At 40.5% G+C, this 20,178-nt stretch carries 13 protein-coding genes and 1 pseudogene; 4 read left to right on the forward strand and 10 right to left on the reverse strand.

Translation table 11 applies throughout. The features are described 5' to 3' along the window. The 4 genes from MHB56_RS12075 to MHB56_RS12090 are packed head-to-tail and all read right to left on the reverse strand — an operon-like array spanning position 1 to position 5,685. Positions 1–843, reverse strand: a complete 843-nt coding sequence (locus MHB56_RS12075; RefSeq protein ID WP_280753160.1) for a glycosyltransferase — start codon at positions 841–843, stop codon at positions 1–3. Between the two features lies 1 nt (position 844). Then, positions 845–3,226 carry a methyltransferase gene (locus MHB56_RS12080; protein WP_280753161.1) on the reverse strand — a complete coding sequence of 794 codons (2,382 nt, stop codon included), beginning with the start codon at positions 3,224–3,226 and terminating at the stop codon, positions 845–847. A 33-nt stretch (positions 3,227–3,259) separates the two neighbouring features. After that, positions 3,260–4,894 (reverse strand): ABC transporter ATP-binding protein, encoded by a 1,635-nt coding sequence (locus tag MHB56_RS12085; protein ID WP_081383165.1) that lies wholly within the window; start codon positions 4,892–4,894, stop codon positions 3,260–3,262. 11 nt (positions 4,895–4,905) lie between these two features. Continuing rightward, a complete protein-coding gene (locus tag MHB56_RS12090; protein WP_076282457.1) occupies positions 4,906–5,685 on the reverse strand; it encodes an ABC transporter permease in 780 nt (259 codons plus the stop codon). 624 nt (positions 5,686–6,309) lie between these two features. On the opposite strand from MHB56_RS12090, the gene MHB56_RS12095 reads away from it, so the two are divergent. Next, complete coding sequence (locus MHB56_RS12095) at positions 6,310–6,477, forward strand: hypothetical protein (protein ID WP_175623609.1); 168 nt, start codon at positions 6,310–6,312, stop codon at positions 6,475–6,477. A 35-nt stretch (positions 6,478–6,512) separates the two neighbouring features. Here MHB56_RS12095 and MHB56_RS12100 read toward each other — a convergent pair. After that, positions 6,513–7,561 (reverse strand): annotated as a pseudogene (locus tag MHB56_RS12100) (peptidase U32 family protein); the annotation flags it as partial. A gap of 263 nt (positions 7,562–7,824) precedes the next feature. Here MHB56_RS12100 and rfbA point away from each other — a divergent pair. The 3 genes from rfbA to MHB56_RS12115 all read left to right on the forward strand — a co-directional run bounded on the left by rfbA (position 7,825) and on the right by MHB56_RS12115 (position 12,219). Next, positions 7,825–8,703, forward strand: coding sequence for a glucose-1-phosphate thymidylyltransferase RfbA (gene rfbA / locus MHB56_RS12105; protein ID WP_060625872.1), 879 nt, complete (start codon positions 7,825–7,827; stop codon positions 8,701–8,703). A gap of 17 nt (positions 8,704–8,720) precedes the next feature. Next, a complete protein-coding gene (gene rfbC / locus MHB56_RS12110) occupies positions 8,721–9,275 on the forward strand; it encodes a dTDP-4-dehydrorhamnose 3,5-epimerase (protein WP_280753162.1) in 555 nt (184 codons plus the stop codon). Positions 9,276–9,465: 190 nt separating this feature from the next. Then, positions 9,466–12,219, forward strand: coding sequence for an O-antigen ligase family protein (locus MHB56_RS12115; RefSeq protein ID WP_076310020.1), 2,754 nt, complete (start codon positions 9,466–9,468; stop codon positions 12,217–12,219). A gap of 72 nt (positions 12,220–12,291) precedes the next feature. Here the strand turns inward: MHB56_RS12115 and galU are convergent, their stop codons facing one another. The 5 genes from galU to MHB56_RS12140 all read right to left on the reverse strand — a co-directional run bounded on the left by galU (position 12,292) and on the right by MHB56_RS12140 (position 19,976). Beyond that, on the reverse strand, positions 12,292–13,179 hold the full coding sequence (gene galU / locus MHB56_RS12120; RefSeq protein ID WP_076099650.1) for a UTP--glucose-1-phosphate uridylyltransferase GalU: 888 nt from the start codon (positions 13,177–13,179) through the stop codon (positions 12,292–12,294). Positions 13,180–13,502: 323 nt separating this feature from the next. Further along, positions 13,503–16,025, reverse strand: coding sequence for a U32 family peptidase (locus MHB56_RS12125; RefSeq protein ID WP_280753163.1), 2,523 nt, complete (start codon positions 16,023–16,025; stop codon positions 13,503–13,505). Between the two features lie 574 nt (positions 16,026–16,599). Continuing rightward, entirely contained in the window at positions 16,600–18,513 is a 1,914-nt protein-coding gene (locus MHB56_RS12130) for a stalk domain-containing protein (RefSeq protein WP_280753164.1), read from the reverse strand. Positions 18,514–18,540: 27 nt separating this feature from the next. Further along, the gene (locus MHB56_RS12135; RefSeq protein WP_076123778.1) at positions 18,541–19,638 is read right to left on the reverse strand and encodes a S1C family serine protease; all 1,098 of its coding nucleotides are present in this window, start codon (positions 19,636–19,638) and stop codon (positions 18,541–18,543) included. A 128-nt stretch (positions 19,639–19,766) separates the two neighbouring features. Next, positions 19,767–19,976, reverse strand: coding sequence for a DUF2759 family protein (locus MHB56_RS12140; protein WP_036678627.1), 210 nt, complete (start codon positions 19,974–19,976; stop codon positions 19,767–19,769). Positions 19,977–20,178: the final 202 nt, after the last annotated feature.

Below are 20,178 nucleotides of genomic sequence, written 5' to 3' on the forward strand. Positions count from 1 at the left end.
TTACCTCTTCATGATATATTTTTTTATTATTAACTTTAATAATGGTATGCTTTTTAATTTATCTAATATAGCTATGCCCTCTTGAAGAGCTCGATTAAGAAATATTTGCTCTATCAAAGCATCCCTTAGTATAACTGCGTACTCATTAGTATACTGTTCATAAAGTTTAGGATGTTGGTTATAAATTGAACGATAGGTCTGCTTAACAATTTCCGCGTTAGACATAAACTCTGTGGTCCGCGATTTAGGTTTAATTCGGTAGTTAAACAGTACCTCTGGGATTTGATAGATTTCTTTGTCTAGTTCTATAATGGAAAGCCAAAAATCATAATCTTCCATACCATGATACATGGTGGTTTTAAAACCCCCAACTTTTTCCCAATCTTCTTTGTAAAAGAGCGATGTTACAAACACAACATTATCAAGCAGCATTGCATCTAGTGAGTAGTTCGGAAGACTCCATCTCCCAGTTCTATCACCAAATAAATCAGCATAGCAGTAAACCACACCAATTTTCTTATTTGATTCTATAATTTTGACAGCTTTCTCGATGTAGGTTGGTTCGATGATATCATCAGCATCAACTGGCATTATATATTTACCAGTAGCATGAGCTATACCTGCATTTCTTGCAGCTGCAGGTCTGGTATTATCAGTTTTCAACAAAATAATATCAGTATTATTGAACTTATTCAGTGTAATAATTGTATTAGGGTCCGTCGAACCATCATCAATTATTATAAGTTCAATATTGTTATAAGTTTGAGAACGTACTGAATTTATTGCCTGTTCAATATATTCACCGTCGTTATAACAAGGCATAATTACACTGACTTTACTCAAATTATTCCCCCCTAGTAATCTCACCGAAAAACAATATTTTAACTATGGATTTTATTCTATGATGTTTCAAGTGTGAGTGTATTTTATTTAACTGATTATTTTTTATGTTCAACTCCTCTTGAGTATTAGCTAACTTATTTTGGTTAATTTCTAACGTTTTTTGTACACTTTCTAAACTCTTTTGCGTCTCAATCAAATCATTTTGAGAATTGGTTAATGAATCAACTGTCACATTAAGTTGTGTTGAAACTTCCTCCAACTTTTCTTCTAGTATTTTTTTATTTATCTTAGAGATTTCCTTGTGATTCACTAGTTCATTTATTTTTTGATTATTTACATACATTTTTTTCTCTTGAAGTTGATAGCCAATAGTCCAATCCAGTATTTCGCATGTGAAATTGATCTTAATATATGTTGCATTAGTAAAATCACCTTGCAAAAGAAACTGAGGATCATATGTTGTGAATTCATACTCAGAATTATTAAGAACTCGCTCAGCATTGATAGCAGTAATCTCTTTTATAGATCCATCTGTTTCTATACTGTGTATATATATTAATGCGGGATTTCCTTCTAGTGGGTCCCAGCGTAGTGCTTCCGCATTATTTATAGATTTATCTTTGAACGTAACTGAAAATCCAGTATCAGTAGACGTAGTTACACAGCGTTCGAAATCATGATCAGTAAACCCGGCACCATGATCATAAAATAGCGTACTTTCAATAGAATGATCTTTTAAGTAACGAGTTGAAACAGCATTTAGATCGACGGGTATCTCATCATTCGCAAAAATATAAAGATCTTGAATTTTCACGAAGTTTTTAATAAAATTTTCTTCCCATGAAAAAAAACATTGCTCGGTGGCACGAGTAATATTTAGAGTATCGTATATGAAATTATCAACAATTGATCTATCAATGATATCTTTATGGTTATCTTTAAACTGCTTTAAAGTCCTCCAAAGAGTAAACTCAAGAGGAATCTGAAATGGCATATGCCATTCATAATCAATAACCTTATATAAATCTCCCTCTAAAAAGATATTTCCTGATATTAAGTCGAGATTAGAGTTTGAAGACCAGTGTAACTTTTGTTCAGGTTTTTCCCTACTAAATATTTCCACAAAATCATTATTGCATGTAAAATCACTAGGATGAATGCCTTCATACAGCGCATTTCGCAACTTTACTATCTCATGAATAAAATCTCCAGTGTTAGTATCGGTACATTTAGAAACCAATCTATCCTCTAAAGTTTCAATAGTATAAAATAACATACTAATTCCATCCACTTCTTTATAGCAGGTTGCATTCTTAATTTGATTAGAATCGTACGAATAGTCACTATAATGCAACATTCGCTTCAGGTGATCCTGACTTTTTGCATTAAGGCCTTTTTTATAGACTTTATTGTTGTTTAAATCAAAGTAGGTGAATATTCTGAACTCTTCAGATCTATTAGCACTAATCTTTACATAGTCTATTTGAGTAGGTATTTGTTGTGTAGCGGATATTTCCACTAAAAAAGAATTCGCGAAGATATCCATAGAATTAGAATCCATTAAAGTTTTGTGAAGATTATTTTCATCAAAAAGTTTCACCCTTGGCATATCAAGCGGAAAATGAGAACTAGAAGGCACAATTCCATTTATAGTCGTATCCGTAAATATTTCCGTTGGGAACTTATAATCAGGGTACGGATAAAAGAATTTAATTGCACTAAGATTCGTCTCATTTAGTAAATTTGTCAATTCGCCTTTTGTAAAAGTTCGAACACGTTCATTATTATTGTAGTTATTTATTCCAGAAAAAAACTCTCCAGTATGGTCTTCTCTAAAGCCTGAAATATATTTTAGACCAATGCGATTTTCTATAGAAAGCAGCATCTTTCCGGATGAACTTAAGTGTTGCTTAGCCTTTGTAAGGAATTGATTATATGGTTGATTGCCTGTAAACATATATGCTGCATATTCAAGAACACCGTTTATTATAATGTAATCAAACTTCCAGTCAGGTGGTAGACTCTGAAAATCGCAAACCACTATTTCTAGATTTTCAATATTTTGATGACGGTAGTAATTTATTTCTGCTCTTGTTTTCGTTAACTCAACAGCTACAACCCTACTTGCTTTTTCACAAAGGAGTCCAGTTATAGCACCACATCCAGCACCAATTTCTAAGATAGTACATCCTTTTTCAAAAGAGTACCAATTTAAAATATTTTGTCGGAGGTGAGATAGATGGTAAATTATAGGCCATTCTTTCGAATTATACCAATCAAAATCTTTATTTTTCACCTTCCTAAGTAATTCTAATTCAATCGACCCATCTGAATATACCTCGTCCATACTAGGATTATAATAATCAAAGTTAAGTTTAGTCATGTTACTCCTTTCTGTAGCACAGCTACATCACTATCATGAATATCCTCTTCTATGGATCGACGCATCATCAGCGGCACCTATATTATAGTGAACCTGAATGTCATATATTTCATCCTCAACTAATTTGAAAGATCTTATTGAAGAGTATGAATCTATTTCAGTGACATAGACTCTATCTTCAATTTGAGAAAAATTATAAGGGACCCCTTTCATTTGTAATTTATCATAAAGGTCCTCATAATTAACGCCTAGTAGATTTAAATCTTTTGTTCTAACTAATTTTGGGGCGATGTTCCCAGATCCGTCTTGATACACACTTATATAGTAATATGAATCAATTTTAATCAAGTCATTCATTCCCTGAAGTTCGAAAGGGACTGGGTATTTATTTATTAGATTAAATGACATATCTTCTGTATTAGCAACAAGAATCTCCCCTGGACCGGAAACAAAATAAAGTTTGCTTTCGATGAGAGATATTGATCTGACATAAGAATTTTTCAAGTAATCCAATCGTACTACATTATCTATTTCTACCTCACCATTATTGTTTTTTAATACAAACAATTGTTGTGATGATGCAGATATACCGTAAAAAAGTTTTTTATCTTTATCATAAATAATCTTATTAGGCTGGTATCCAATATTTCTTATTGTTTGTGAAAACTCATATGTTTGCAATTTTTTCTTGTACACTTGTACAGCATTATTACCTGTATCATCTAAAATCAGCAGTTCACCGTCACTAGCAATGGAGTGAGGGGTGTGTACGTTATCACAAAGCATAGTCCATCCAGCAATAGTATCTGATATATTGGGGTTATAGATAACCCTGTGATGCCAACAATCCACAATGAAATATTGATTATCTATCTTTGTTATCTGTGTAGGCGAATATAAGTTTTCGGTATAACTATTATTAGACATACTTGATGGGGGAGTATCTGTTTGCTCACTTAAGTACGCTTTACAAACTTCAATCGAATTACCAATCATTCTTATACTGCCTTTATCTAACCAAATAACACGTGAACACATTTGGCGGATTTGTTCTATACTATGAGAGACCATGATGACCGTAGTACCACCACTCATTAGTTCGAACATTCTTTTCGCGCTCTTTTTTTGAAACTTTGCATCTCCAACAGATAATATCTCATCAACGATTAGAATATCTGGATCTACAAGAGTAGCAATTGAAAAAGCAAGTCTCATTATCATACCTGATGAAAAATTCCTAATTGGCACATCTAAAAAATCATGAAGCTCTGAAAAATCGACAATTTCACTGAACTTCTCAGTCAAATATTGCTTTGAGTACCCAAGTATTGCGCCATTCAGAAAAATATTTTCTCTTGCAGTTAAGTCCATATCAAACCCAGCTCCAAGTTCTAGCATAGGAGCTATATTACCACTAACTTTCACATTACCTTTAGTTGGCGTTAGAATGCCTGAAATAATTTTCAAAAGTGTACTTTTACCCGCCCCATTATTACCTATAATACCTATAACTTCGCCTTTTTGAATTGAAAAAGACACATCACTTAGTGCATGGAAATGCTTATATGTTAATTTGTTTGATACTCTCTTAATGACATATTCTTTCAAGCTAAGAATACGATCGTTAGCTAATCGAAAGTTCATAGAAACATTTTTTATATCGATCACTTTATTTCTCCTTATAAATATAGAATAAATTTTTCTTGAGTTTTATTGAATACAAGTACTCCTAAAACGAATGATACCAAAGCAAATAATAAACAGAATGCCCAGGCCTTAAGATCAGGAATCCCCCCATATAGAATAATAAATCTTATAAATCTTATAAAATGATACATAGGGTTAAATTTAAGAATATATAGCATGTAATTTGGAAGTATGCTCTCAGGATAAAAAATTGGAGTTAGATATGACCAAATAGTAATTATAATACTATAAAGGAACTGCGTATCTCGAAAGAAAACCATAATTGAAGACAACATAAAAGATATTCCACAGATAAAGAGAAATAGACATGCGATAGCAAAGAGCATTGCAATATGCGAATATGTTATACTCATTCCAGTTGAAATTATTACTAGGTACAGTGCTAATAACGAAAAAAGAAAATTAACACCTGATGATAATACCCGAGAAAATGGATAAATGAATTTCGGTACGTATACTTTGTTAATCAATGATGCATTTTGAATTATGCATGTCATAGATTGAGAGGTTGCCTCTGTCATGTAATTAAATATTACAATACCACTAAGCAAATACACAGAGTAGTTAGGTATATCGAACCGGAATAACGTCGAAAACACCAGGTACTGTACCACCATAATTAAAAGCGGATTTAATAAACTCCACAAAATGCCTAAAATAGATCTCCTGTATCTAGTCTTGAAATCTCTTTGAACTAACTGCGCAAGAAGAAAATTATATTTACTCAATGAATGTATTGCTTTTATTTTCATGTTTCATTCCATCCCTAAATAATAGAATCAGCCAAAAAAGCCGTTTTTACCATCAGCAACATAATAATACTGACAATTTAAAAGTACATTATTACTAAAAAGCATACCGTGTTATGTGTCGACATTTTTTCGATTTAATATTTATGAAGTGACTATTAGCAAATACAATCGAAAAATTACTATTGAACACCTGAATTTGCATCCTTTCTGAAATTTTATATTATATTAACAACCCAATAATCTGAGGTTAACTAACCTAAATATAGAGTCAATCATTTCAAAGTGTTAATATATTGTCGTTAATTATAAGAAGAGGAGATATCAACGTGTCGAAACCAGTATACGGTAAAAACGTTGCCCAGTCGAGGAAGTTTGAAAAAATCCCCAGTTCCGTCTGGGTTTGAGTTTGGATTTTAATCTGGTACCCCTTCCAGGTAGGGTTATTTAATGGACGCAGGTGGACTATGAGAAACCTATCTATCTCACCACCTTGTTCAGTGGCGTCATGCTGCTGGTGTGTATGGGATTGTACTAAAATAAAATAAAATAAAGCAGGAGGAAAAACGCGACCTACTACCCTTCTTTTTCTTGCTGCTAACTTTTACCTACGCGGCGTCACACTAGATGGCGATCAATCTGCTGTTTGTGCAATGTGCGTATACCACAGTATTCATTATAGCGTTATACCTCATGAAGCAAAAGCAACTAAATTTTGTAACTCAGAAAGATGTACTTACGATCGTATATGTCATTGTCGGCTTTGGACTATTGAATTGGATTGGTAGCTGGTAATTTGCCTTTGGTCTGGTTGGCTGGTTTTCTAATACTCCAGCATCAAACAAAATGCCATCCCCACGTTTCAAAGGGGCATGAATGTGGCAAACTACGCCATCACGTAAATTCGCTCTACTGTGCCCAGGTATACACCCCGGCTTTTTGGGAAACTGCCGTCCACGAGCTCTTTGTTATTAGTCCCTTACAGGAAACTATGTGTAAATCCGCGCGAGAAACTCTGCTGCAGCTCACGCATCACTTCCTTCGAAGGCGTCGCCCATTGACCCTCCAGATAGCGATCGATGACTTTACTTACGATATTTGCTAACCCCATTGGCTACATATTCCGGACTCTTGAATCGGCCTTCGATCTTAAAAGAGGTCACACCTGCTTCAATTAACTCCGACATCAGATCAATCGCTGCCAGAGCCTTCGGACAGAGCAGACAAGTAATATCGCCCATCGGCTTCACTTCACCGTCCACCATCAGGTCATACGGCAAACGGTAGGCCTGCGCACATTCCAGCGATTCACAGAACGGCCGCCCCACGATTCCGAAGTCAGACACTGTCCAGAATAAGAGTCACAAAGTGCACCGTGTACAAACACTTTCATCGGCATACGTGCCTGCTCGCCAATCGTGCGAATCTGCTTCAGATTGTCCTCACGCCCAAGCACCATGCGCTCTATGTCGAACGGTTTGGTAAACTCAAATGCTTCCGGCGAAGGAATTGTCATCTGAGTAGATCCATGAATTGTCAAGTCAATCGAAATCTTATGAATCATGCGCATCGAACCCAAATCCTACACGATAACCGCATCCACACCAGCGTCGATCAGTTCTTTGGCATCGGGAAGCTCTTTTTCAAACACCGCTATATTAAAGGTCAGAAAACCTTTCACACATAGCTATGCAGGAACGCCATAATCTCCGGCAACTCGTCCATGCGGAAATTGTTTGCTCTCGTCTGGGCATTAAATTTTTCTACGCAAAAAAAAGATCTCATTCGCCCCATTGGCCACCGCCGTACGCTTACAATCCCAGTCGCCTTCCGGTGCCAGCAGTTCTACATCCACCCTGCGTATTCCTTGTTTGGTTATTTATATCCTCCTAAACCGCTTGATGGCGGATCGTTGTCATTTGCTCAACCGATTAACTTTATCAAATATCACAGTATCCACCTGTCAATTAGCATATTCCACTTAATCACTTTCTTCCTTTTGAAGCTTGATATTATGTATAACTTCTTGTTTAATAGACAAATCAAGAATTTCCGGCGTACAATAAGAATGGATGTCCAAGATACTAAAAAGATCTCATATTTTACAATTTTTATATATACTAAGGAGAGTCGATACGAATCATGAAAGGTATTATTCTCGCTGGAGGAAGCGGTACGCGCCTCTATCCGCTTACAATGGTAACCAGTAAACAACTGTTGCCGATTTATGATAAGCCAATGATCTATTATCCTCTATCCACATTAATGCTAGCAGGCATTAAAGACATACTAATCATCTCAACCCCTGAGGATACGCCACGTTTTCAAAATCTGCTCGGCGATGGATCACAATTTGGTATTTCTCTACAATACATTGTACAACCTAGCCCTGATGGATTGGCTCAAGCCTTTATTTTGGGCGAAGAATTCATTGGTGACGACTCCGTTGCCATGGTCTTGGGCGATAACATTTATTATGGAAATGGAATGACCAAGCTTTTGAAGCAAGCCGCTACTAAGGAACATGGTGCAACAGTATTCGGATATCATGTGCAAGATCCAGAGCGTTTTGGCGTTGTTGAGTTTGATGGAAACGGCAAAGTGCTGAGTGTGGAAGAAAAGCCGGAACATCCTAAATCGAACTATGCCATTACTGGCTTGTATTTTTACGATAACCGGGTAGTTTCGCTAGCTAAGGAAGTAACGCCTTCCAGTCGAGGAGAGCTTGAAATTACCTCAATTAATGAAGCTTACTTGAAAATAGGCGAGCTTGATGTCGCATTACTGGGACGTGGCTTCACCTGGCTTGATACCGGAACTCATCAGAGTCTGGTCGACGCGACTAATTTTGTCCGTACGATTGAGGATCATCAAGGAATTAAGATTTCCGCTCCGGAAGAAATTGCATATATTAACGGATGGATTACGAAGGAGCATCTGCTAGAGTGCGGGCAAAAACTGAGTAAAACTGGTTACGGTCAATACCTGATCAAAGTAGCCATCGGTAAAATTCAATATTAAAGAACGGAGAGTGAACCATGAAATTCACACCAACAGAACTAGAAGGAGTGCTTATTATAGAACCCGCTGTCTTTGGGGACCATCGAGGTTGGTTTATGGAAACCTTCAGTGAAGCCATGTTTCAGGAACAAGGACTACAACTGCAATTTGTGCAGGACAATCATTCCTTTTCTGCCACCAACGGCACACTACGTGGACTTCATTACCAAGTTAATCCCAAAGCGCAAACTAAACTTGTCCGTTGTACTAAGGGGGCGATTTTTGATGTAGCGGTGGATATTCGACGCGGAAGCCCGTCATATGGAAAATGGTTCGGCATTGAGCTTACCGCTGATAACAAGAAACAATTGCTGATTCCCAAGGGCTTTGCTCATGGATTTATGACTCTCACAGATGACGTGGAAGTTCAGTACAAATGCGATGAGCTGTATGCACCGGAATGCGATGGAGGCATCCTATGGAATGATCCTGAGATTGGCATCAAATGGCCAATTCATATTCAACCAGTGCTTTCTGCAAAGGATGAAGGTGCCCCACTGTTCAAAAATTCTTCGCATAATTTTGTATACTAATTTTTGGAGTGCGTTCTGGCTACATAGCTGTAGTCTGGGGCGCTTTTTTTTAATAGAGCCCCATATAGTATCTAGATAAAGTTATTCTTTTACATATAGTAATTAACATCATAGAATCTGATTAAAGTAGCTCAATGATTATCTAATATGCTAAAATATTGTCGTACCTACAGGAAAAGGAGATTATAACGTGTCGAAACCAGTATACGGTAAAAACGCCGCTCAGTCGAGAAATGTTGAAAAGATAGCTAGTCCGATATGGGCATTGGTTGTTGCTTTCATTTTATTTTTGTGTTGGGCCCCATTTCAAGTGGGATTATTTAACGGACAGCAATTAGACTTCGAGAAGCCAATTTATGTATCTTCATTACTAAGCGGTCTTTTGCTGCTAGTATGCCTTGGCTTATACTACAAAAAATTCAAAATTGATGAACAGAGGGACTTAGTAGCTTCTGCTTCTATATTACTGCCCCTGACCTACGCTTTATCATTGTTTGTCGCAGTTTCGCATTATACGTCGATGAATATGCTGTTTATTCAGAGCATGTATGTTGCAGTCTTCATTATAGCCTTTTATCTCTTGAAGCAAAAGCAAGTAAATGTTGTCATTCAAAATGCTATAATGGCGATTGCGTATTTTATAGTAGGTTTTGGACTCTTAAATTGGCTAGGCAGCAGTAAATTAGCTGGTGCTCTGGTAGGCTGGTTCTCAAACACCGTAAGAAATGATATCTATTTAGATGCAGTTATGACTGACTCTAATGGCCTTCGTCTGACTTCGATCTTTCAGTATGCGAATACATACGCTGCATTCTTAATGGCTTTTCTCTTTGTAGCAATATTCGCGCTTATTCGCTCTAAAAAATGGTATGGAACCTTGACCCATGGCTTTATGTTAGTGCCCATCATTGTGTCGATCTTGTTAACTTTATCTCGCGGTGGCTTAGTCTTGCTACCTGTAGTATTCATACTTCTGCTTCTATTCCTAAAACCTGCACAGCAAATCCTTTGGATTCTGCATCTAGGAGTTGCTGGAATTGTATCTTTGCTCATTACGACACCCGTAACTAATCTAGGAATAGAGTTAAACGCAAATTTCACTTCTTCTTCCGCTTTAAAAGGTTGGGCATATCTATTAGGAGCTTCACTAGTTGTAGCTGGCCTATCTTGGGTCATTCAGCGTTTTGTCGCTCCATGGTTGTATGCAAAACTAGAGAATTGGTCGTCACGTAAACGGACAGGCCTTTGGATCCCACTCGGATCTGTTGCTCTAGTAGCTATTGTAGCTTTCTTACTTATCGGTACAAGTGCAAAAAGCATCTTGCCAGATAATATGGAGACTCGTCTTGAAAATATCAATTTCCAACAACATAGTGTACTTGAACGGATTACTTTTTATAAAGATGCCATGAAGGTAGTGAAGGATTATCCAATCCTTGGTGCTGGTGGTGGAGGCTGGTCCTCACTATATGAACATTATCAGAATAACCCTTATACTAGCCGCCAGGTGCACAACTTCTTTCTTCAATTTTTAATCGAGGTTGGGATTCTTGGTTTTATCGTATTTATGGGTTTCATTCTGTATATTTTCTATAAGTATATTCGCGGGTATGTAAAACGGGATAAAAATGATTTTGAGAATGGCTTCTTCTATCTAATCATTGCTTTATCGATTCTTGTGCACAGTTTACTTGATTTCAACATGAGTTATGCCTTTATGGGGATACTCGTCTTCCTTGGACTAGCTGGGATGGCAGTTGTGATGGACAGCAAAAAGTTACGAAAAAATTGGAATAAAGCCGGTATTCGGCTTGGGTATTTCGCAGCTCTCACAATCGGTACTGTATTCTTGTTATTCCTTTCGATCAGCTATATTGGATCCAGTAATGCTGCTCTAAAGGGTAAGAATCTAATTAGAGTGAGCACTTCATATGAAGAAATTAAAGCGCCGTTGGTTAAAGCTTTAAAAACCCGCCCTAATCATCCTGAATCAGCTATCTCTTTATCTGCCATGGATATGACGGTATTCAAACAAACGCAAGATGAGCAATTTCTTGTTGAAGCAAATAACGTATTAACTCGAGCGCTAAAAGATGAACCTTACAACAAATATCTTTTAGCTCAAATGGCGGGCTACTATGATTTAAAGGGTCAAAGTGACCTTGCATACAATGTTTACCTCGAGAATGCTGATAAGTTCAATTGGGATATTAATTGGTATGATACTCTCATCAGCCGTTCCTTTACCTTAGGTCAGCAAGCACTTAATCAAAAGGATGAAGTTAAGAAAGAGAAGTACTTCGCAGAAGAGCTTGAAGCATATAACCACGTTCTAGCTGGGATTGAACATCTGAAGACACTTCCACCTGAACAATTACAAGGGCGTCCGTTCTCCGTAACACCAACGATTGCGATAAATGTTGGCAAGATGCAGCTCTTGGCTGGACAAAAGGATGAGGCTACAGCCACTCTCAAGCTTAATTCAGATGCTAATTACACGGATATTATGAACAGTGAAACTCCATGGGATATAAATTGGTACAGTTCACTCATCAGCCGTTCATTTGATTTGGGGCAAGCAGCTTACGCACAACAAGATGATGAAGATAGAATAGAAAACATGAAAGCTGGCTTTGTTATTGGGCTTTTGGCCTACGATCATGTACTTGCGGATAATGATCCTTCGAAGATATTTACTCCGGATGTGACACTGAAGGTAGGGAAAATGCAATATATGTCTGGAAAGATACAAATTGCAGCCTCCATCTTAAAAACAGCCTTAAGCCAAGATTTCGCTGATGCAACCAATCGTGAGATTGCTCGTTGGTACCTTGCTGCACTGGCGAAAACTGGTGGCGAGGATCAGGCACTATACGATTCGCTGATCGCAGCTGATCCTGCGGAAGCAGCACAAGTTGAGGCCATTACAAATTCACAATTTTAAAAAAGAATGAAACCATAAAAGCGCGCCACTGTAATTACAGTGGCGCGCCTTTTTTCGATATATGAGATTTACTTATAGCCCGACCTTAGCTGCTTCGCTCTCGACAAGCTCTTTCATATAACGAAGCAGGTCATCTTTAAGTTCCTCGTGTTGAAGTGCATAATGAATGGTAGTCTGGATAAAGCCCATTTTCTCACCCACATCATGACGTTTACCTTCAAAGTCATAGGCAATAATTCGTTCAACCTCGCTTAGACGTGCTATCGCATCAGTAAGTTGGATCTCTCCACCTACACCCACCTGCTGTTCTCCAAGCATATCGAAGATACGTGGGGTTAAGATGTATCGTCCTAAAATCGCTAAATTAGAAGGAGCCTCTTCTCTCTTCGGCTTCTCTACTAGACGATTTGCCTTGTAGACACGTTCCGCCAAAGGAGAACCATCTACAACACCATACCGTGATACTTCCTCCCACGGGACAGGTTGGACACCGACAATAGAAGATTTGTACTCGTCATATATGTCAATCATCTGTTTGAGGCACGGTTTGTCCGCTTCAACAATATCATCGCCGAGTAGGACAGCAAACGGTTCGTTTCCTATGAATTTACGTGCACACCAAATCGCATGTCCGAGACCTCTTGGCTCTTTTTGGCGGATATAATGGATATCAGCCATTTCAGAAGATTTGCGAACGGATTCAAGCAACTCCCACTTCTGCTTCTCAGCCAAGTTAAATTCCAGTTCAAATGAGTTATCAAAGTGGTCCTCAATCGCACGTTTTCCTTTCCCCGTTACAATAATAATATCCTCGATCCCGGAAGCGACTGCTTCTTCAACAATATATTGGATCGTTGGTTTATCTACAATCGGTAGCATTTCTTTAGGCATTGCTTTAGTTGCAGGTAAAAAACGAGTGCCGAGACCTGCGGCGGGAATAATCGCTTTACGGATCTTCATCACATTAACTCCTTCTATCGTATACTCTTTTCAATTACATATCTGTAAGTACCCTAAAATGGCATATTTCTTTCAATTATAGCAGTTACAGCACATTTATGTCAGAGTGTTTGTTATATTTGTATATCTATTCCAATGAAATAAGAGGGCAGAAATTATAATCAATTATTGCTATTTTAAATACTTTGCTGACCCTATAACATGCTACTATTTAGTATATGCAAATTAGGATGAGGACGAGATCAATTCTAAAAAAAGGGCTAAGCGATACCAGCATCTACCTGGTAGTTACTTAGCCCTTTTTCTTCAACTCTTAACTCTTATTACTTCGCGTTCACCAATTGCCCACGCGTTACACCAAGTTGGTTAGTAGCCTTTAGGCTCTTCCATACCTGTGTACCAGAGATTTCACCACGCAGAGCGCGGCTGTAGAGGCTAATTACCTCAGCCACTTGCTCTGGTGTCTCTTCCAAGAACTCCACACGGTATGAAGATACTCCTAGGTCACGGAAATTATTCAGATACTCCGCACCAGACTGCTCAACAGCGTTATAGACGGTATTACGGCAGCCTTCATCCACACGAACTGGATGTGACATTCCAATACGGTCTTGCAAAGAAGCACGGTGCTCTTCACAAGGACGACCACAGTTCGTATAGTCTGTGCCTTCACTCATAAAGGTACAGTACACGCAGTGTTCAGTATGGAACATCGGCAAATGCTGATGAATAACAACCTCCATCCGGGACGTATCACTGTGTTCAAGCAGATCAACCATCTGTTGAATGTTCAAGTCATAGGATGGCGTTACTATGTCACAGCCAGCCTCAAGGAACAAATCCACTGCTTTATGATTGGCGATATTCAGTGAGAAATCACCGATCAGGCGTGGATGCATAGCATCCGGCTGCTCCTGGCGGCGGCGCAGATAATAATATAACGCGCCTGTATTACGCACGAGCACAGCATCCGGCTGCAAGCGAAGAATATTCGCGTGGTAGCCGTTCTCGCCCGGCATATGAATGCGCGGCGTGGCCAGCGCTATGCTGGCCCCTGCAGCCCGTACCGCATCTACCGCTGCCGGGAACTGCTTGATAAACTCGAAGTCGGCGTAGATGTTTCTCACGCCGGCCTCGAGCGCAGCCTGCACCTGCGGCAGGCTGCGGCACAGCGCGGTGAGCTCCGCTTCACCAGCGCGCTGCGGAGCGACGCCCCTACGGGTGGCGTCGCCGTAAACCTCGATCGCCCGTTTCACGTAGACGGGCGGTTTCGGGCGCTCGCCCGCAAGCAGCTCCACCGCTTGGCGGCGGATGCTGTTCAGCTCGCGCATAGGGACGATGACGTCGCCTTGCAGATGCGACTCCAACGCGTCAAGCTGGAACACGGTCCCGCCCAGGCGGCCGAATTGTTCTTCCAGCAGCGCGGTATCCATCGGACGCTTTTGCGCGGCTTCCAGCGCGAGCTCCGAGTCCACACGGACGGTAACGTTCTTCTGAACGTCCGTCCACCAAGTCGTCAGCTTCTCGCCGACGCAGCCTTGCACTCTAACATGTACCGGAAATACCCGGTACGGCTTTTCAGTTTCATAAGTCTGGCGCAGCGCCTTATCTAACGCAGGGTCATTTGTCTTCCAAATGCGGTCACCGACATTTAGACGACGAAGATCCACATCATTACGACCGGCTACGATGTCGATGATCCAGCCTTCTCCGGCTTCGCCTTCCAGCTTCACACCTTTACGACGAAGGTCGTAGACACGACCGCCTTCTTCTTTTTTCGTTGGATCCCCAGCGTCAAAAACAATTCCGTCCCCACGCTTAAGCGGTGCATGAATACGGCAGACCACTCCATCACGCAGAATTTGCTCAACCGTCCCTAAATATACACCACGGCTTTTTGGGAAAGTCCCGTCTACCAGTTTCTTATTGTTCGTTCCATCCAGGAAACCATGTGTAAACCCGCGGGAGAAGCTTTGTTGCAGCTCGCGCACCTCCTCCTTCGAAGGTTTAGACAGATCGCCTTCAAAATACCGATCAATCGCTTTACGATACTTACTAACTACATTCGCTACATATTCCGGGCTTTTGAGGCGGCCTTCGATTTTAAAAGAAGTCACACCCGCCTCGATCAGTTCAGGCATTAGATCAATTGCTGCCAGGTCCTTAGGAGAAAGCAAATAAGTTACGTCTCCCATAGGTTTTACCTCACCATCCACCATCAGATCATACGGCAGGCGGCAAGCCTGAGCACATTCACCGCGGTTGGCAGAACGTCCGCCCCACATTTCAGAGGTCAGACATTGACCTGAGTAGGAAACACACAAAGCACCGTGTACGAATACTTCCATCGGTAAGCGGGCTTGCTCCCCGATCGTACGAATTTGTTTCAGATTGTTCTCACGACCTAATACCACACGTTCCAAACTGAAAGGTTTAGTAAACTCTACCGCTTCCGGCGAAGTAATGGTCATCTGTGTCGATCCGTGAATCGGGAAATCCGGTGAGATTTCGCGGATCATTTTGACCAAACCTAAATCTTGTACAATTACTGCGTCTACGCCAGCATCCACGCATGCATCAATCAGTTCTTTTGCATCAGACAATTCATTTTCAAAAACCAGTATATTAAAGGTCAAAAATCCCTTCACACCATAGCTATGCAAAAACGCCATAATTTCCGACAGCTCGTCCATGCGAAAGTTGTTCGCTCTGGCCCGTGCATTAAACTTCTCTACGCCAAAAAAGATAGCATCCGCTCCGTTTGCTACCGCTGCACGCATGCAGTCCCAATCACCTGCCGGTGCCAATAGCTCCACGTCTTCTCTGCGTATTTGTTGCTCTTTCATTTATATCCTCCCAAACCGCCATTTGACGGGTCATTTCTAGTTGATTAACTTGATAATTGTATCAAATATCACACTTGAGCGCTATGCGTTTACCAACATTTATATAGAATAAAAGTCATAATGCTGTCAGGAAGCTGACTTCTTGCTTATTGCACTTTACTCCATGAATGTTGTAGAACATGCAACTTTATTGCCTAATCCAGCGCTTCGACAACTAAATGTTGTACATAAAGCATCATTTTAGCTATTCACATTATGCCCAACTTGGATTACATTGGATCAAAACCTCCTAAAACAACCCTTCCGACAACCCTTCTATCGGTACATAGTAACAAATATATGTATTTTTTATAATAGGCCGCAGCTAACCCTTATCCACTAAACTCTGCAACCATTTACGAGCAAAACGAAAGTTAACGCCATAATCGTTCATAACATCCTTAGGTCGAATCCCTTTTCCCCCTTTATACAAAAAAAGAACGCCCCAAGCCAAATCGGCAACTGGGACGTTCTTCGTCTGATTGAATTATACGCCTCTATTCGTGTGTCAGCTACGGTTTTCGTACTTTTTTAACTACTTACTGTTTGTAAACCGAAACGATTGTAGTGTCTTGTCTAACAGAGCCTGCTGTTCTGCAGTGGCATTGGCATCATTCAGCGTAACGGTAATTGTGTAGACCACATCATTTTTACCAAACACAACCTGCTTACTGCGAAAAGGGATACCATTTTTGATTTGATGTGCAGTTATGATCGTAGCAGGGACATCCGCAATGGTAGACTCCACTACACCTTCTATACGAGGGCCTTTGGGATCATTATTTTTATTTTGATAAGCATCTTTGAGCACATTAACTGTATACTCCACTGAACCCTCGGGTTTTGAGTTGATCTGTAGACGTCCTCCGCTGAACCGATATTCAATCGACTGCGTCTCAAAAATATCCTGATAAGGTGTCCATAAACTTGGAATATCGATGGCATAGCCGTAGGTTTTGGATACTTTGGTTAATGTCTTATTTTTGAGCGTCTTATAATCATCACTAGCGAGCCGCCCGAAGTTCTCCTTCAGCAGAGCAAAATCAATATCAATAGAGGATATGATGGCTTTGAATTTTGCCTTATCGTCATCTTGCCCAGCTGCTGTTACATATTCAAAATAATAACGATACCCATTTTTGAGTATGAGAGCTTGATATTCTGTAGTAACACCGTTGCCGTAATTTAGCTGTAGCTCATTAATTTGTGCGGATACGCCCGAGATCTCCGACTTGTTGCTGTCTTTCAGAATATAAGCATCCGCTACAAAGTTTTCTTTAGTTTTCATTTTCAGATCTTCAGCCCAGCTCTCTAGTGTAGAACCAGCAGGTGCCGAGGTAACTGCCACACTCAGATGACTTCCCTGCTTACTCTCGTAATAGAGATGCTGGTCGTCCTTACTCCAATCTGCGGGAACCTGTAGTGAAATCCCATAGTCCTCATTGTACGCGTCACGCAATCCACTTTTCACCGTAGAAAGATCACGGATTTTTTTGCTTTTAGTATCAAAAGAAGGCTGGAAAGAGTTAAGTAATCCTGTATATTTAGCAAAATCCTTATAATTAACTGCTTTGTTATCCGTCAAATAAATCTCGTAGAGTCGACCTTCAGCATATAACAGTCTGCTCTCCCAGAGCGCTCCACTGGAATCTTTACTGATCAATCTAGCATAAGGTACCGCGGCCTTGGGGAACGACTCCCGATCCAATATCAACTCCCCACCTGCCTCGACCTCCCGAACCAGCTGTTCCAGCAGCCCATCCGCATCCACCGCAACCGCCTGGTCACTTACATGAATCTCCACATAATATAGATTGTCCGCACTTGAAAAGGTAGCCACACTTTCATCTCCACCGCTATTTCCAGCAATCAGCCCAGAGGGATAATTCAGTGTCCATTGAAAATAGCTGTTCCCAATTTGAGTCTTACCAACATCGCTGTCAATCCCAGTCTCCTCTGGCGTTTCTTCTTCGTTGTCTACAGGCACTAGGGTAACCATTAGCTCACCCCCACTCCCTTGAGAGAGAGTCGCACCTAACACATCAGCTACAAAACGTAGCGGTACCATCAGCACGTCTGAAACCATCCGGGGCGCTGAGCCCAGTTTAACTTTGATCCCATCCTTCCAAGCGATATCACTCCCAATCGTCATCACCCCTGAATGAGCACCATAGGTTACTTTTACAACATTGTTCTGCTCTAAGGAAACAGTGCTGCCAAACGTCTTTTTAAAAACCCCAAGCGGGACCATAACCGTTCCATTCTCCGTATAAGGCCGCTCGATAGCCACCTTCTTACCATTCACCGTAGCTGAAGTACTGCCAACTTTTAGACTCAGCTGTAGCTTATCTCCTTGTGAAGCTAATACTGTTTGTATGGGTAATATAGAAAATAGCAGTAATAAGGCCAGCATCGCACAAAATCCTTGTTTTAAAATTTTAAAGCCCATTTACCGTCCCCCTCTCCAGTTTGCTAATCACTCTTCCGCGTGCTCGTCCCCATCCGTTTCATAATCATCTCCGCTTAACAATGGATCACCTTGAGTGAGCACGAGTTTACGGACGACGATATCCCCATCGCTTTGCATAACCAGCCGCACAGTTGCTCCCGGCAGGTAGCTTTTGAACAATTCATTAATATCAACTAGTGAGACCACACGATGCCCATCGATGCTATACAAGACGTCCCCTTCAGCAACCCCTGACTTGAGCGCTTCTGAAGACACCACCTTAGTGACGGACAGCGGGTCCAGCGTTGGCAATCCCACAATCGTAGACCAGCTCGCCTCCAGCTCTAGCCCTAGACTCGGATGCTGTACCTCACCATATTTTAAAAGCTGGTTCATAATATACTGCACAGTATTCGCTGGAATCGAAAACCCCATATTTTCCACACCCACCGCTGAGTATTTCAGGCTGTTGATTCCCAGCACCTCACCTTTCATATTTACAAGCGGCCCTCCGCTGTTTCCGGGATTAATCGCAGTGTCACTCTGGATAAGACGATAAGCCGCATCTACCTCACGGTTAAGACCACTTATAACGCCTACAGTCGCTGAGTTTCGTAGAGAAAAGCTAATCGGTGTTCCGATAGCAATAACCTTCTCCCCAACCACTGTTTTGCTATTCGCTGGAATAAACTTGGCGGGCTTTAAATGGGTGGCATTAATTTTGATCAGCGCCAGATCACTAACTTCATCCAGATAGGTTTCTTTAACGCTGTAGGTTTTGGAGTCCGAAGTGACCACTATGGCATTTTGCAGATCCTTGATTACATGAGCATTGGTTACAATCCATCCGTTCGATTTCACAATGATGCCGGAGCCATGCGTCAGATTGTACCGATCATCCGGGCCACTATTCCCGCCACTCTCGTCTTTGCCGATAATGCCCACAACAGAAGGAGTGATACTTTTAATAATTCCAGGTATCGGATCTTCTGCCGCTGCTTTACTAACCACCTTACTAGTACTATCAAAAGCAAACACCGACTGACTCCATACTCCCGACAGCACTACGCCGCACAGTAATAGACCTAATCCTTTCTTCACCAGCTTCTCCCCAACACTCCTCATTCCTCACCAGACCCTCTCTTTGCTCATGGATAAATTTTACATTATATTATTTGAAAAAAGACGCCTTCAATGCGCCCATGGCGTTAAAGGAGTCTTTTGGTGCAAAGCTGTTCAATTTAGTTCTTTCATTAACTTAACCAATGCATCACCATGGCATAGTCAGAGATCACAAAAACCAGCAAACTAACGGCTCCAAAACCAATGGCAAATTTGTTCTTCTGGGGAGCTTTCAATAGTCGAACAACCCCGACCAAAATCAAGATGGTAAATAAAATCATAAACACATCAAAGGTATGAAATTTAGACGGTCCTTGCGCGGCAACTTCTGCAAGCAGCATAACCTTACCTCCTCAAAAATGTTGTCAAGCAAGATCCAGTAATCCCCATATCACCTTCTATGTTATCGCTACCATTTGGGCGATGCAATAGGTTTTGTAGAAAAATTATGTATTTGTCGTAAAAAATATATTTTATACCTGCAAAATCCGTAATAACGATGAGATTAATCACTGACAATTGGGTGTGCTTAGGGAAACGTTG

Origin of the sequence: Paenibacillus sp. FSL H8-0315 (genome assembly GCF_038005365.1) — a bacterium.
In the GTDB taxonomy this organism is placed as follows: domain Bacteria; phylum Bacillota; class Bacilli; order Paenibacillales; family Paenibacillaceae; genus Paenibacillus_AQ; species Paenibacillus_AQ odorifer.

Excerpts from the sequence above, each read along its gene's own strand:
- rfbC (WP_280753162.1), top strand. The coding sequence starts at position 8,721 with ATGAAATTCACACCAACAGAACTAGAAGGAGTGCTTATTATAGAACCC.
- MHB56_RS12130 (WP_280753164.1), bottom strand. The coding sequence starts at position 18,513 with ATGGGCTTTAAAATTTTAAAACAAGGATTTTGTGCGATGCTGGCCTTA.
- MHB56_RS12140 (WP_036678627.1), bottom strand. The coding sequence starts at position 19,976 with ATGCTGCTTGCAGAAGTTGCCGCGCAAGGACCGTCTAAATTTCATACC.
- MHB56_RS12125 (WP_280753163.1), bottom strand. The coding sequence starts at position 16,025 with ATGAAAGAGCAACAAATACGCAGAGAAGACGTGGAGCTATTGGCACCG.
- MHB56_RS12095 (WP_175623609.1), top strand. The coding sequence starts at position 6,310 with ATGGCGATCAATCTGCTGTTTGTGCAATGTGCGTATACCACAGTATTC.
- galU (WP_076099650.1), bottom strand. The coding sequence starts at position 13,179 with ATGAAGATCCGTAAAGCGATTATTCCCGCCGCAGGTCTCGGCACTCGT.
- rfbA (WP_060625872.1), top strand. The coding sequence starts at position 7,825 with ATGAAAGGTATTATTCTCGCTGGAGGAAGCGGTACGCGCCTCTATCCG.
- MHB56_RS12090 (WP_076282457.1), bottom strand. The coding sequence starts at position 5,685 with ATGAAAATAAAAGCAATACATTCATTGAGTAAATATAATTTTCTTCTT.
- MHB56_RS12135 (WP_076123778.1), bottom strand. The coding sequence starts at position 19,638 with ATGAGGAGTGTTGGGGAGAAGCTGGTGAAGAAAGGATTAGGTCTATTA.
- MHB56_RS12080 (WP_280753161.1), bottom strand. The coding sequence starts at position 3,226 with ATGACTAAACTTAACTTTGATTATTATAATCCTAGTATGGACGAGGTA.